Source organism: Herbaspirillum sp. BH-1 (assembly GCF_002870055.1).
GTDB classification, from domain to species: Bacteria; Pseudomonadota; Gammaproteobacteria; order Burkholderiales; family Burkholderiaceae_D; genus Herbaspirillum; species Herbaspirillum frisingense.
The window spans coordinates 33453-47790 of the sequence record NZ_PKOI01000016.1; the positions used below are offsets into that span (position 1 = coordinate 33453).

14 protein-coding genes and 1 tRNA gene are annotated in these 14338 nt (G+C 62.0%); 9 read left to right on the top strand and 6 right to left on the bottom strand.

Annotated features, from left to right (window positions below):
- Positions 1–32: 32 nt before the first annotated feature.
- Positions 33–656 (bottom strand): hypothetical protein, encoded by a 624-nt coding sequence (locus tag HBH1_RS18765; RefSeq protein ID WP_006463520.1) that lies wholly within the window; start codon positions 654–656, stop codon positions 33–35.
- 175 nt (positions 657–831) lie between these two features.
- Here HBH1_RS18765 and serS point away from each other — a divergent pair, with 175 nt between their 5' ends.
- Positions 832–2133 carry a serine--tRNA ligase gene (serS, locus tag HBH1_RS18770; RefSeq protein ID WP_102663953.1) on the top strand — a complete coding sequence of 434 codons (1302 nt, stop codon included), beginning with the start codon at positions 832–834 and terminating at the stop codon, positions 2131–2133.
- A gap of 102 nt (positions 2134–2235) precedes the next feature.
- Here serS and HBH1_RS18775 read toward each other — a convergent pair whose 3' ends face one another.
- Positions 2236–4122 carry a GGDEF domain-containing protein gene (locus HBH1_RS18775; RefSeq protein ID WP_102663954.1) on the bottom strand — a complete coding sequence of 629 codons (1887 nt, stop codon included), beginning with the start codon at positions 4120–4122 and terminating at the stop codon, positions 2236–2238.
- A 262-nt stretch (positions 4123–4384) separates the two neighbouring features.
- On the opposite strand from HBH1_RS18775, the gene HBH1_RS18780 reads away from it, so the two are divergent.
- Both HBH1_RS18780 and HBH1_RS18785 read left to right on the top strand, forming a co-directional pair.
- Positions 4385–4474, top strand: a tRNA-Ser gene (locus HBH1_RS18780).
- Between the two features lie 395 nt (positions 4475–4869).
- On the top strand, positions 4870–6615 hold the full coding sequence (locus HBH1_RS18785) for a diguanylate cyclase (protein WP_102663955.1): 1746 nt from the start codon (positions 4870–4872) through the stop codon (positions 6613–6615).
- Between the two features lie 39 nt (positions 6616–6654).
- Here the strand turns inward: HBH1_RS18785 and HBH1_RS18790 are convergent, their stop codons facing one another.
- The gene (locus HBH1_RS18790; protein WP_102663956.1) at positions 6655–7677 is read right to left on the bottom strand and encodes a LacI family DNA-binding transcriptional regulator; all 1023 of its coding nucleotides are present in this window, start codon (positions 7675–7677) and stop codon (positions 6655–6657) included.
- Between the two features lie 100 nt (positions 7678–7777).
- Positions 7778–8203, bottom strand: a complete 426-nt coding sequence (locus HBH1_RS18795) for a MarR family winged helix-turn-helix transcriptional regulator (RefSeq protein WP_006463515.1) — start codon at positions 8201–8203, stop codon at positions 7778–7780.
- Between the two features lie 158 nt (positions 8204–8361).
- Between HBH1_RS18795 and HBH1_RS18800 the strand changes: the two genes are divergently transcribed.
- Entirely contained in the window at positions 8362–9558 is a 1197-nt protein-coding gene (locus HBH1_RS18800) for an HPP family protein (RefSeq protein WP_102663957.1), read from the top strand.
- A 522-nt stretch (positions 9559–10080) separates the two neighbouring features.
- Positions 10081–10299, top strand: coding sequence for a DUF1289 domain-containing protein (locus HBH1_RS18805; protein WP_039875400.1), 219 nt, complete (start codon positions 10081–10083; stop codon positions 10297–10299).
- Here HBH1_RS18805 and HBH1_RS18810 read toward each other — a convergent pair.
- A complete protein-coding gene (locus HBH1_RS18810) occupies positions 10293–10934 on the bottom strand; it encodes a Maf-like protein (protein ID WP_006463512.1) in 642 nt (213 codons plus the stop codon). The genes HBH1_RS18805 and HBH1_RS18810 overlap by 7 nt on opposite strands.
- 172 nt (positions 10935–11106) lie before the next feature.
- Here HBH1_RS18810 and HBH1_RS18815 point away from each other — a divergent pair, with 172 nt between their 5' ends.
- A complete protein-coding gene (locus tag HBH1_RS18815; RefSeq protein ID WP_006463511.1) occupies positions 11107–11637 on the top strand; it encodes a YceD family protein in 531 nt (176 codons plus the stop codon).
- Positions 11638–11750: 113 nt separating this feature from the next.
- Positions 11751–11933, top strand: coding sequence for a 50S ribosomal protein L32 (gene rpmF / locus HBH1_RS18820; protein ID WP_102663958.1), 183 nt, complete (start codon positions 11751–11753; stop codon positions 11931–11933).
- A gap of 6 nt (positions 11934–11939) precedes the next feature.
- Here the strand turns inward: rpmF and HBH1_RS25140 are convergent, their stop codons facing one another.
- Complete coding sequence (locus HBH1_RS25140; RefSeq protein WP_158243310.1) at positions 11940–12191, bottom strand: hypothetical protein; 252 nt, start codon at positions 12189–12191, stop codon at positions 11940–11942.
- Between HBH1_RS25140 and plsX the strand changes: the two genes are divergently transcribed.
- Together plsX and HBH1_RS18830 are read left to right on the top strand one after the other, a co-directional pair.
- Complete coding sequence (gene plsX / locus HBH1_RS18825; protein ID WP_102663959.1) at positions 12163–13263, top strand: phosphate acyltransferase PlsX; 1101 nt, start codon at positions 12163–12165, stop codon at positions 13261–13263. The two genes, HBH1_RS25140 and plsX, sit on opposite strands and share 29 nt — an antisense overlap.
- 17 nt (positions 13264–13280) lie before the next feature.
- The gene (locus HBH1_RS18830; RefSeq protein ID WP_102663960.1) at positions 13281–14267 is read left to right on the top strand and encodes a beta-ketoacyl-ACP synthase III; all 987 of its coding nucleotides are present in this window, start codon (positions 13281–13283) and stop codon (positions 14265–14267) included.
- The last annotated feature ends 71 nt before the right edge of the window (positions 14268–14338 follow it).

Below are 14338 nucleotides of genomic sequence, written 5' to 3' on the forward strand. Positions count from 1 at the left end.
GATATCTCAGGCTTCAGCGATCAGGCTTGAGATCAGGCGGCGGCCCGGTGCCAGACGTGAAAGCTGCCCTCCATGGCCGACATGGCGGCGATCACGGTCTCATAGTTCTTGTCGTTGTCATAGCCGGGCAGGCGCTGCTTCATCGCTTCCATCAGCTCTTCCAGGCCATCGGCGTCGTTGGGGACCAGTACGCCCTTGATACCCTCGGCCGTCTGGCCGGCGATGATCCATTGCGGCTGGGGCAGGCTGTCGTCGCTGATGCGGATGGTGACGTCGTCGATCGCGCTCCAGGCGATGCCTTCGCGCTTGGCGCCACGCACCATGGTTCGGATTTCCTGATCGTCGAATTCCACGCTGATCTTGCGCGCCTGCTGTGCCGCCAGGCGGCCGCTGGACAATTCGGCCGCGCCCGGGGCCTGCACCTTCCAGTCGGTCTTGCGCACCTTGGGCGGGATGAAGCGGTTCTTGATCTGCTGCCCGAAGGCGAAGGCGGCGCCGAAGGAGAGGCCGGCGATCAGTCCGTAGAACAGGCTGGCGTCGTTGGACATGTAGTGGATGCCGGCCCACAGTCCCACGGCGAAGGCGGCCACCAGGCCCAGCAGGGAAAACAGGACGGGAACATCGCGCTGCGGGCGCGGGTCGGGCTGGTCGGACATGGGTGGGGAGGCTCTCTGGATGACGGGAATGGGCCGAATGGTAACCCGCGAGGCCGGTGGCCGCTACCAGGGCCGCAGCATTTTCTTGCGGGGGAAGGGGGCTGGAACCCCGTGACGGGCGCGCGACTTGGTACAATCGCGGTTTCCTGCTTCAAACCTATCGTATTTTCTCCCCATGATCGACATCCAACTCCTCCGTAAAGACATCGAGAACGTTGCGGCCCGCCTGGCAGCCCGCAAGTTCGTCCTGGACGTGGCCGGCTTCAACGCGCTGGAAGCTGAACGCAAGCAGATCCAGACCCGCACCGAAGAACTGCAGGGCAAGCGCAACACCCTGTCCAAGCAGATCGGCATGCTCAAGGGCCGTGGCGAGGATGCCTCCGCGGTGATGGCCGAGGTCAATGGCATCGGCGACGAGCTCAAGTCGTCGGCGGCGCGCCTGGAAGAAGTGCAGCACCAGATGAACCTGTTCCTGCAGGCGGTTCCCAACCTGCCGCACGAGTCGGTGCCGGCCGGCAATGACGAAAGCGGCAATGTGGAATTGCGCAAGGTCGGCACGCCGCGCCAGTTCGACTTCGAGATCAAGGATCACGTCGATGTCGGCGCCCCGCTGGGCCTGGATTTCGATACCGCCACCAAGCTCACCGGTTCGCGCTTTGCCGTGCTCAAGGGCGGCATCGCCCGCCTGCACCGCGCGCTGGCGCAGTTCATGCTCAACACCCATACCATGGAGCATGGCTATACCGAGTGCTATACCCCCTACATCGTCAATGCCGACAGCCTGCGCGGTACCGGTCAGTTGCCCAAGTTCGAGGCCGACCTGTTCGCCGCCAAGAAGGGTGGCCAGGAAGGCGAGGCCGAGAATGCCGCGCTGTACCTGATCCCCACGGCTGAAGTGCCGCTGACCAACTTTGTGCGCGACGAGATCGTGGCCGGTGATGCGCTGCCGATGAAGTTCACGGCGCACTCGCCTTGCTTCCGTTCGGAAGCCGGCTCCTATGGTCGCGATACCCGCGGCATGATCCGCCAGCACCAGTTCGACAAGGTGGAAATGGTGCAGATCGTCCACCCCGAGAAGTCCTACGAAGCCCTGGACGAGATGCTGGGCCACGCCGAGACCATCCTCAAGAAGCTCGGCCTGCCGTACCGCGTCATCACCCTGTGTACCGGTGATATGGGCTTTGGCGCGGCCAAGACCTATGACATCGAGGTCTGGCTGCCGGCGCAGAACACCTATCGCGAAATCTCGTCGGTCTCCAACTGCGAAGCCTTCCAGGCGCGTCGCATGCAGGCGCGCTTCCGCAATGCCCAGGGCAAGCCGGAACTACTGCATACCTTGAACGGTTCCGGCCTGGCCGTGGGCCGTACCCTGGTCGCCGTGCTGGAAAACTACCAGCAGGGCGATGGCAGCGTGGATATCCCGGAGGTCTTGCAGCCTTACATGGGCGGCGTGAGCAAGCTGGTGCCGGGCGCCTGATCCGCTGTACCACTGCAGGACGCACGAACGGCCGCCTCGTTGATGAGGCGGCCGTTTTTTTATCGGTGCGGGGGCGAGAAAACGTTTTCCTGACTGCGCCGGCTAGGCGTCCTTCATGGCCCAGGAGAAGGTAGCCGGGATGCGGCGCTCGATGAAGAGACTGTTGCCCAGGATCTTCTTGGCCTGTTTCTTGGCACGGGTGGCGGCCGAGGCGATCTGGTGTGGTGACGAGTATTGCGAAGGCTCGATCTTCACCGCGCCCAGCGATACCGAAACCAGCGGGTGGAACACCCGGTTGCCCTGGCGATCTTCGGTGTAGTAGCCGCCACGTGCCACGTCTTCGTCGTAGTAGAAGGCGCGGGCCTCGGCTTCGAAGTTGTCGAGGATGACGCGGCAGCGCTTTTCCCAGTCTTCGCTCTGGAACATGATCAGGAAATCGTCGCCGCCGATGTGGCCGATGAAGTCCAGGGCAGGATCGCAGGCCTGCTGCAGCACGCGGCCGGTAGCCTGGATCATGTCGTCGCCCTTGCGATAGCCATAGACATCGTTGAAGGGCTTGAACTGGTCCAGGTCGCAGTAGCAGATGCAGAATTCGACGCCGCTTTGCAGCAGGTATTCGATGTGGTCGTTGATGGGGACGTTGCCCGGCAACTGCGTGAGCGGATTGGCGTGACGGGCGGCGTCGATCTGCATCTGCGTGATTTCGCGCAGCAGGTCGTGGCCGGTGCCCAGGCCTACATACTGGCCCCGGTCGGTGATGATGAAGCCGTTGGAGAGGTGGTGCGTCTCGGCCTGCACCAGCAGGTTGGAGAGATCTTGCAGGCTGGTGTCCTGCTCGGTCAGCAGGGGATTGGGGTCCATGAAGAAGGCGCAGGACTTCTTGCCGTACAGCTCGCGCCCATACAGGCGGGCGAAGCGCTCCACCATGCTGTAGCGGTTGATGAGGCCGATCGGCAAGCCGTTGCTGACCACCGGCAGGGCCTGCAGCTGCGGGTCGTTGACGAACATGTCGTAGGCCGCATCGTTGGTGACTTCCGGGCTGACGTATTGCGTCTCGCGCAGCAGCTTGGCGACGGTGGCGCTGCGCTTGCCAGGGCCGTACTTGTTGGCATGGAGCGGTACCTTGTCGCGGCGCAGGGTCTTGCTGACGTCTTCCGAGATCGAGACCGGCGGCTCCGGCAGCGGGCGCGAGATGTGGTAGCCCTGGCCGCAGGCGATGCCCAGGTCGCGGATGGTCAGCAGCTCGGCCTGCGATTCGATGCCTTCGGCGATGACGATGGAGCCGGACTTCTCGGCGATCTCCTGGATCGAGCGCACGAACTGCAGCTTCATCGGATCATGGTTGATGCCCTGCACGAAGTGCATGTCGATCTTCACGTATTCCGGCTGCAGTTCCGACCACAGGCGCAGGCTGGAGAAGCCTTCACCCAGGTCGTCGATGGCGATCTGGAAGCCCATGTCGCGGTAGTGCATGGCGGCATTGCGCAGCAGGGCGTAGTCGTAGGTAGGTTCGTTCTCGGTCAGCTCGATGATGATGCGCTGCGGATTCACGCCCAGCTTTTCCAGGTAGCGCAGGGTTTCGCCCTGGATCGCTTCGGGCTGCATCAGCGCCCCGGGGGAAACGTTGAGGAACAGGTTGCCCGGCAGGCCGAGTTGCGCAAAGCGGGTCAGCACGATGTGCCGGCACAGGTATTCCATCTGCACCGACAGATTGTGGGCGCGCGCCACCTTGAACAGCGCCAGCGGGGAGTGCAGGGGCGTATTGGAGGGTCCTCGGATCAATCCTTCGTAGCCCAGGATTTCGCCATTGCGCATGCGCACGATGGGCTGGAACAGGGCGGAGAGCTTGCGCTGGGCGATGATCTCGTGCAGCAGGGACAGCATCGGGTCCGGATCTTCGACGCCACGCAGGGCGGCACCCGAGGCGCGGGCAATGAGATCGACGACTTCTGCGCCGAGCGGGAAGGTAGCGTTGGATAGGGGCGCCATCTGGCTGAATCCGGGTCTGAGAGTCCAAAGAACGACAAATAGTTTACGGATGCTAGAAGTGATTTATGACAAGATGATGATGAGAAATGCAGTCTGAGCGGTTTGTAGGTGAAGAAGGATTCTTTCGCCACGCTGCTTCCGGTTCAAGAGGATGAGAAACTCTTTTTTTAAAGTTTTTTCAAAAAAACATTCCACTATGAAAATAGTTCTGCTATAGTCGCTGTCTTTGCTGCACCACGCAGTGAAACGACCGAAGTTAACCGGAGAGGTGGCAGAGTGGTCGAATGTACCTGACTCGAAATCAGGCGTACGGTTTCCCGTACCGTGGGTTCGAATCCCACCCTCTCCGCCAGTTGGCTCGCAGTTGTAGCAGTTGTATAGATAAGGCTCTGAATTTTTCAGGGCCTTATTTTTTTGTCTGTCGTTTCGGTTGTCGTGTTGGCCGGTCGCCTTTGCCTGAGATTTCGTCATTGGCGACCTGATCTGGCCGCACGCCGCCTGCGCGGAAAATGCTTCCGGACCGAGCGCATCGCCGCGCTCTGTTCATCGTATCGGTCGTCACGCGTTCACGAGGGGGAAGCGCGTGATGCGCCGGTTTCTCCCATGACGTGGGAGCGCATGCCTGCTTTCGTGGCGCCGTGTCTGCGCCGCCCGCTTTTTTCATCCCTGCTCGCGATGTAGTCGTGCCGTCGATTGGTCGGCCTTGTTATATTCGTCAAATGCACTTGCCTTCGTAGCGGGCTCATCATGTCCTTGAATCGTCTGTTCCGGCTCATTTCCATCGGCTTGCTGATGCTGTTTCTGGCATTTGCAGTGGCGTTGGTCTGGACGGAATGGAGTACCTATCGCAATGGCGCCAACAGCGTGCCTGCCTTGCGCAATCTGCGGCTGGCCCTGCTGGCCATGGAAAAGATTTCGGCCGAGCGCGGCCCGGCCAATGCTTTCCTGGGCGCCCCGGCGCAACAATCCGAAGCACTGCTGAAGCAATTGGCCAGCGCCCGGCAACAGACCGACGTCGCCCTGGCCAGTTTGCATGCGGCGCTGGAAGCCGATGCCCGCTTGCGCCAGTCTTGGGCGCTGGACAAGGTGCGCACGGTGGAGCAGGGACTGGGGCCGGCCCGGGCCAATCTGGACCGGGTGGCGCGCCTGTCGGCCGACAATCGCAGCGACGTGCTGGTGCTGGCCGCCGTCGCCGGCATGGTGGACCTGATGCCGCTGATGATCCGCGTGGTCAGCGAATTGACCCTGGAAGTGGATCGGGCCGACCCGCGCCTGCGCGATGGTCTGTCGGCCGTGCGTGCCACCGCCAGCCTGCGCGAGTACGCCGGGCAGGTCGGTTCGCGCTTTGTGGCGCCCTTGATCACGCAGCGCCAGCTGGCCCAGGATGAGGTCATCGAAATCGGGCGCCTGTATGGTCGCATCGAACTGTTGCGCGGCGTGGTGGCTGCGCAGATGGCTGGCTACGTGAGCCAGCCGCAGTTTGCCGAGGCACTGGACCGGGTGGACAAGGAGTATTTCGATAGCGGATTCCAGTTCCTCGACTTCCTGCTGCAGATTGGCCTGCATTCCAGCAGCTATGGCGTCAGCACCGCTGATCTCTACAAGTTCTATGTGCCGCAGATGCAATCCATCACCGATCTGCGCGACCTGTTGCTGGCGGAATTGATGCGGCAGGCCGAACAGAACAATGCCCGGGCGCGCAACCTGCTGGTGCTGGTCGTGGGGCTGACGCTGACGGCCTGCCTGTTCTTCCAGTTGCTGATGGTGCTCATTCGGCGGCGTGTGGTGCAGCCGCTGGTGCGGGCCACCGATCTGGTGGCCGGTCTGGTGGAGGGCAAGCTGGAGCAGGAAATCCCGGAGGCGCGGTATCGCGACGAGATCGCTGCCATGATGCGCGCCCTGCGTGTGCTCAAGCAGCGCATGCGAGAGCGCAATAGCCTGGCCAGCGAGCGCGAAGCATTGATCACACAGCTGCAGACCTCCTCCAATACCGATTTCCTCACGGGCGTGCTGAACCGGCGCGCCTTCTTCACCCAGGCCGGCCAGCAGATGGGCCTGTCGCAGCGCTATGGGCGGGGCATGGCGGTGGTGTTGTTCGATATCGACCATTTCAAGCGCATCAACGATACCTACGGCCACCAGGCTGGCGACGTCATCCTGCGCGGCGTGGCCCAGCTCGTGGCCGGCTTGCTGCGCAAGGTGGATGTGCTGGCACGCTATGGCGGCGAGGAGTTCGTCATCCTGCTGCCGGAAGCCGACCTGGTGCAGGCAGGCAGCGTTGCCGAGAAGTTGCGTGCGGCCCTGGAGCATGCCGATTTTGAGATCGAGGACGGGCGCCGGATCAAGGTCAGCGCCAGCTTCGGGGTGGCCGCGTTATGCGATGGGGCGGGGCTCGAAGAACTGATCAGGCGCGCCGATCTGGCCCTGTACCGGGCCAAGCGGATCGGACGCAATCGGGTCGAACAGGCGACCGCCGACGACCTTATGTCCTGAGGTCCCTGGGCTTGCTGGGCTTCCTGAGCCTCCTGAGCCTTAGGCGCTGTCGCGTTCGAGGATGGCGTAGCCGAGGTCGCATACCGTTTGTGTGACCGCATCGCCATCGAAGCGGGTCAGCAGCATCTCGGCGGCCGTCAGTCCGATCTGGTGGGCGCTGATCTGGACGGTGGTGAGGGCGGGCAAGACTTCCGGCGCGATGTCCAGATTGGCGAAACCGGCCAGCGCGATGCGCTGCGGCACGGCGATGCCGCGTCGGGCGCATTCCAGGGCGGCGCCTGCGGCGAGGACGTCATTGCTGAAGAAGGCGGCGTCGATGCCGGGTTGTAATGCCAGGAGCCGGCAGATGGCTTCGCGTCCGGCCTGCAGGAAGGAGCCCATGGGCATGACCAGGTGCACCGGCTCCGCTGCCGACTGTGCCAGCAGTGCCGCGCGCATGCCCGCATAGCGTGCCAGGCCACGCGGGTCTTCGCCGCCCACGAAGGCCATGCGGCGATAACCCTTGCGGTGCAGGTACTGCCCCATGGCATGGCCTGCGGCATGGTTGTCGAAACCGACCAGCATGTCGATCGGTTGCGCAGTGAGGTCCCAGGTTTCCACCACCGGGATGCCGGCCGCCTTGAGGCGCTGGCGGGTACGTACCGAATGCTGCACGCCGGTCAGCACCAGGCCGTCGACCCGACGGCCGATGAAGGCTTCCACCAGCCCTGTTTCCGCTTCTTCCGAATAATTGGTCTGTCCCAGCAACAACTGGTAGCCCTGCAGGCTGAGTTGTTCGGACAGCCCACGCACGGTTTCGGCGAAGATCGAATGGCTGATGGTGGGCACGATGGCGGCCACGATGCGTGTGCGCCGCGAAGCCAGTCCACCGGCCAGCATGTTGGGGATGTACCCCATGCTGCTGATGAAGGCCTCGACCCGCTCACGGGTGGCGGGGGCCACTTTCTCCGGCGTATTGATGACCCGCGATACCGTGATGTGCGAAACACCGGCAGCGCGCGCCACGTCTTCCTTGGTGATGGCGCGGGAGGGCGCAGCGGCGGTGGCGGGTTTGCGATTCATGGGGATGGGTGGTGGCAAGTTGTCGCAAGCATAACAGCAGCTTGCCGCGGCAGGGCCTGCGGACATCCACAGGCTGCCAGTCGGGCGGCGATATGCAAGCTCAGTCGCGGTCGTTGAAGGCCGAGATGTGCGAGACCTGAAACACGCCCGACAGGGATTGCAGTTCGTCGCGGTGCAATTGCGCCAGGCGGTGCAGGTACTGCTCGCCCAGCTCGGTCAGCCGGACTTGCACCAGTCGCTTGTCGCGATCATCCGGGGCACGGGTGACCAGTCCCGCCTTCACGCAGCGCGTAACCAGCGCCACCACGCCGTGGTGCTGGGCCTGCAAGCGTTCGGCCAGTTCGCTGATGCTGGCCCACTCGCGCCCGGGAAAGCCCTTGATGTGCAATAGCAACAGGTATTGCAAGGGGGTGAGGCCCTCACTTTGCGCGGCGTCTTCCGAAAAGCGCAGGAAGCGGCGCAACTGGTAGCGAAAATCCGACAGGGCTTCGAAATCCTCCTTTTGCAGGCGGCTGGCGCTTTTCATGAGGGCTGGCCTTCATCGTGGAGGGAGTTTGCCGGTGCGCGGAACCGCGCAATACGGGGTAAGCGGGACATATATATCATCTTGTGATGTAATTGCGGTTTGGTCTGGTGCGTGCCTGCGTCCCAGGTTGTCGTCGCCCAAGTTGTCAGGGAACGGATATGCCCGATTCTATCTTGCTGTGGTTCAAAAGTTTTATTCCTGCCAAGACCAATGTCGATCGCTTCGAGCGCATGCGCTCCTGCGCCGGCAGTCTGTTCGGGATTCTGCTGGTTGGCCTGATCAGTTATGCAGTCCTTCCGCATGAAGTCCACACCATCTGGCTGATCGCGCCCATGGGGGCCTCGGCGGTGCTGTTGTTCGCGGTGCCATCCAGTCCGCTGGCGCAGCCCTGGTCCATCATCGGTGGCAACCTGTGCGCGGCGCTTATCGGTGTGAGCTGTGCCAGGCTGGTCCAGGAGCCGGCGCTGGCGGCGGCATTGGCAATCTCGCTGGCCATCGGCGCGATGTTCCTGCTGCGCTGTATTCATCCGCCCAGCGGCGCGGTGGCGCTGACCGCCGTACTGGGTGGGCCGGTGGTGCATGAGATGGGCTATGCCTTCGTGTTGTCGCCGGTGTTGCTCAATTCGGCGCTGCTGTTGCTGACGGCACTGTTTTTCAACAACGCCACCGGGCGCCGCTATCCCCATGCGCAGCACAGCGCGGCACTGCATCCGCACCAGACGCGCGATGAACTGCCGATCACGCGGCTGGGCTTTTCGCATGAAGATCTGGATGAGGTGCTGAAGGATTTCAACCAGGTGCTCGACATCGGTCGCGACGACCTGGAGGAAATCTTCCTGCAGACCGAGATGCGCGCCTACCACCGCCGCTTCGGCCAGACCCTGTGTGCGGCGGTGATGTCCCGTGATGTGGTGGCGGTGGAGTTTGCCACCGGGCTGGATGAGGCCTGGCGGCTGTTGCAGCAGCACCGCTTGCGCGCCATGCCCGTACTGGATCGGGGGCGGCATGTGATCGGCATCGTCAGTCGCAGCGATTTCCTGGAGCATGCCGGGGTGGAGGTGCATACCGGGCTGGTGGCGCAATTGCGGCAGCTCTTGCGCCGGGTGCCGTTCAGTCATTCGGACAAGCCGGAGGTGGTGGGGCAGATCATGAGCCGCCCCGTGATCACGGCGCAGGTGGATACGCCGGTGCTGGAGCTGGTACCGCGCATGGCCGATGGTCTGCACCAGATCCCCATTGTGCAGGCCGACGGCAAGCTGGCCGGGATGATGACGCAATCGGACATGATCGCTGCGCTCTACGAAAAGAACCTGGCCAGCGCCCGTATGGAGCCGGGTTTGCGCAGCGTGGCTTGACAGGCCGCTCGCCAGGGAGGATCGTGCTTGCATGACACTTCACATCGGGAGCTGATCATGAGAATGAGCGGCACGGTTCTGGCGCTATGCGCGCTCTTGCTGGTGCAAGCATGTGAGCGCAAGGGTGGTACTCCGCCACGGCCGGTGACGTCGGCCCTGCACGGTGTTGCTCAGGTGGCTTGAGGTGGATGAGGTGATGCTGCAACAGTTATGCGGGTGGTGAATATCTGCTATTGCCACAATAAAGCAGACTCCGCAGTGGGCCGTCGCTATAGTTGCACCTGTCTCCTCCAATCTCCTCCTTAAGAAATTGGATTGAAGCCCGCACCTCTTGGTCGCGGGCTTTTTTTTGTCTGTCGTTTCCGCATTTCCGTTCGGGTTTTGCCGGTGAGGACTGATTATCCCTTCTGGTGTCAGGGGTGGTAGTGCACCGGTTCTTGGTAAGATGGCGGACACGGCGCGCATGAGGCTGGTCGCTACGACCGATCATGCCGCTTCACGTTTTCTGTTCAGATTCTGTCAATGTCTTCCACATCCCTGTCTCCCTCGTCCTTGTCTCCCGCGCCCGAGCGGCCCGATACGCCATGCGTGGCGGTCTGCTCGACCACGTTCGATGATGTCTGCCGCGGTTGCGGTCGCACCGTCGACGAGGTCGCGCAATGGGTCTTCATGGATGTGGAGCAGCGCGAGGTGGTGTGGCAGCGCATCCTGGCCGAGGGTTATCCGCGCCGCAATTACTGATTGCCGGCGTTCTCCGTCCTGAAGAAGCGGATTCCTGCCTGGCGCAGCATGCCGGTCAGGGCGATCAGCGGCAGGCCGGTCAGTGCGGTGGGGTCGTCACTGCGTATGCTTTCCAGGATGGCAATGCCCAGGCCTTCATTCTTTGCGCTGCCGGCGCAGTCGTAGGGCTGTTCGATGCGCAGGTAGGCGTCCAGCTCTGCATCCTCCAGATCCCGAAAGCGGACCAGTGTCTGCACATTGCAGACTTGCGCGGTCGCGCCAGCCTGCCCATTTCGACCATCCCACAGGCACAGGGCGGTATGGAAGACGACTTCCCGCCCGCGCATCAGTTGCAATTGCCGTAGTGCATTGGCATGGTTGCCGGGTTTGCCGATCTGCAGGCCATCCAGGGTTGCTACCTGGTCCGAGCCGATCACCAGGGCTGGCCCGCTGCGCTCGCCGATGGCAGCGGCCTTTTCGCGCGCCAGTCGCAGGGCGGTGGCCTCCGGCGTCTCTGTGGCATGCGGGGTTTCGTCGATGTCCGGGATCATGGTCTCGAAAGGCAGGCCGAGCCGGCTCAGCAATTGCTTGCGATAGATCGAGCTGGAGCCCAGGATCAGGCGGGTAGGGGAGGTTTCGGGATGCTGTTGCAACATGGTGTGTGGTGGTGTGGTGGCTGATGTCGACAGGCGACGTGGGCAAGTAAAACCGGGATTCTGGCGGAAAATCGACGTAAAAGAGGGTTTGCCGCGACAGGTCTGGCGATTTTTTCGCCTGTCTGCCGCAAATGGTGTGCTAAGGCTTTGACTGGTAAGGAAATTTTCTGTTATGATCGCAGGTTTTCCGGATTCTGCTTTGGCTATGAATGCATTTGTTATCGACGCGTTCGAATTCTGCAGGCTGAAACAGCAGGCGCAGGGTGAGATTCCGGTTGCTGAATTAGGTCGTCTGGCGCAAGAGACGGTTGACCGTTCCGGCACGATTCGTTGGGCTCTGTCCGGCGACATCGACAAGCTGGGACATGCTCAACTCAGTCTGGCAGTGTCGGGTGCAGTTAATCTGATCTGTCAGCGTTGCCTGACGGCATTGAATTTCGAGATTGATTCGAAGTCGCTGCTGGTATTGGCAAAAGATGAGGCGCAAGCCGACACCATCGAAGAACTGCTGGATGATGACGAGATCGATGTCATCGTCGGATCGGCAGCCTTCGATGTGAACTACCTGATCGAAGACGATGCGCTGCTGGCCCTGCCGGTGGCACCCAAGCATGATGTCTGTCCTGAGGGTGGTGTGGCGGCCGAGGCCAAAGGTGCTGAACGGGCTTCCCCGTTTGAGGTACTGAAGAAGTTGAAGCAGTAACAAGTATTGTTGGGGAATGTCTGGCGTTGCCGGGCAGCGGCACAGTGGGTTTGCGGAAAAACGCAATCCGGTGTGTTAAAATTTTCAATCTTAAGTAAGGTTTAGGAGTAATCATGGCCGTTCAACAGAACAAAAAGACCCCGTCCAAGCGCGGTATGCATCGTGCACACGACTTTCTGACTGCACCCCCGCTGGCTGTGGAGCCGACGACTGGTGAAACCCACCTGCGTCACCACATCAGCCCGAACGGTTTCTACCGTGGTCGCAAGGTGCTGAAGATCAAGAACGACGAGTAATCTCATTCATTGAGCTTGCTGTTTTTGGAGAAAAGCGGCGCAATGAGCTTCTGATTCAGGAGGTTCATTTTGCGCCGCTTTTTTATGTCCGTTGCATCCGTGTAATCCGTGTGCGGACGTGCCTGCCTGCTTGCGTGAACCTTCACTTTTTGCGCTGTACGAGCGTGCTATTTTGAAGGGTTCCCAATCTGCCTCATAATGTGGGCTGGCAAGGCTCTGAATCAAATCGATGACCATCAAAATTTCAATCGACTGCATGGGTGGCGATCATGGCCCGTCAGTCACTCTCCCGGCCGCTGCCTCCTTCCTGAAGCGTGAATCCGATGCCGAGCTGATCCTGGTAGGGCAGGAAAGCGTGCTGCTGCCGCTGCTGAAGAAATACCGGCTGGCCGGCGAGCCGCGTGTGCGGATCCAGAACGCCACCGAGGTGGTGACCATGGAAGACCCGATCGAGGTCGCACTGCGCCGCAAGAAGGATTCGTCCATGCGCGTGGCCGTGAACCTGGTCAAGGATGGCGTGGTCCAGGCGGCCGTGTCGGCCGGCAATACCGGGGCCCTGATGGCAGTGTCGCGCTATGTGCTCAAGACCCTGCCCGGCGTGGATCGCCCGGCCATCTGCACCATCCTGCCCAACCAGAAGGATGGCCCTACCTACATGCTCGACCTCGGCGCCAATGTCGACTGTGAGCCTCAGCATTTACATCAATTTGCACTGATGGGCTCGGCCCTGGTGGCGGTCATGGAAGGCAAGCCCAAGCCGACCGTGGGCCTCTTGAACGTGGGTGAGGAAGACATGAAGGGCAACGAGCTGGTCAAGGCGACCGCCGGGCTGCTGCGTGCCGACCACGAGAAGGGTATCCTCAACTTCTACGGCAACGTGGAAGGCAACGATATCTTCGAAGGCACGACCGACCTGGTGGTGTGCGACGGTTTCGTCGGCAACGTCACCCTGAAGGCCTCCGAGGGGCTGGGGCGCTTCGTCAAGAGCGTGCTCACCAGTGAATTCAAGAAGGGCTTCATCAACAAGCTGGGCGCCCTGATCGCCTACGGCGCCATCAAGGCGCTGTCGCGCCGGCTCAATCCTTCCCGTTACAATGGCGCCAGCCTGCTGGGCCTGAAGGGCCTGGTGTTCAAGAGCCATGGCGGCGCCGATGTGTATGCGTTCGAATGGGCCATCCGCCGCGCGTATGATGCGGCCAAGTATGATGTGCTCGCCCGTATTGCCGCCACCATGGCGGAGCTGATGCCCCAGGGACAGGGGCGCGCGGCCGAGACGGCTGTCGTGGCGATGGAGCCTGCGGCACCGGTCTCGCTGGATCAACCGAATTAACAGAGCAAGAAGACGGCATGACCACTTACAGCAAAATCGTCGGCACTGGCAGCTACCTGCCGACCAAGCGCGTGACCAATCACGAACTGGCTGCACAACTGGCAGAGCAGGGTATCGAGACCTCGGATGAATGGATCGTCACGCGCAGCGGTATCTCCGCGCGTCACTACGCCGAGCCGACCCAGCTCTCCAGCGACCTGGCCCTGGCCGCGGCGCAGCGCGCGCTGGAGGCGGCCAACATGCAGCCCAATGACATCGACCTGATCATCCTGGCGACGTCCACTCCGGATCACCTGGGGGGCTTCCCTAGCACCGCCTGTGTGGTCCAGCGCAAGCTGGGCATCACCAACGGCGCGCCGGCCATGGACGTACAGGCAGTGTGCAGCGGCTTCGTCTATGCCATGTCGGTGGCTGACAGCTTCATCAAGTCGGGCGCGCACAAGAATGTGCTGGTGATCGGCGCGGAAGTCTTCTCGCGCATCCTCGACTTCAAAGATCGCACCACCTGCGTGCTCTTCGGTGACGGCGCCGGCGCCATCGTCATGAGTGCTTCGCAGGAGCCGGGCGTGCTGGCGACCAAGCTGCACGCCGACGGCAGCCACGGCCACATCCTCTGTGTGCCGGGCAGTGTGAACAATGGTGCAGTGGCCGGTTCCGCCTATCTGTACATGGATGGTCCGGCCGTGTTCAAGCTGGCTGTCTCGGTGCTGGACAAGGTGGCGCGTGAAGCGTTGGAAGCAGCCAACATGCAGTCCAGCGACGTGGACTGGCTGGTGCCGCACCAGGCCAATATCCGCATCATGCAGGGGACGGCCAAGAAGATGGGGCTGCCACTGGAAAAGATGGTGGTCACCGTTGCCGAACACGGCAACACCTCGGCTGCCTCGATCCCGCTGGCGCTGGACCAGGCGGTGCGCGATGGTCGTATCCGGCCAGGCCATACCGTCATGATGGAAGGCGTGGGCGGCGGCTTCACCTGGGGCGCCGTGCTGGCGCGCATGTAAGCAGGGCAGGGAGCGTGGCGCCGGGTTCTCTGGCGCCGGCCCCGCATTTTTATCCAAACTCAATCACATCC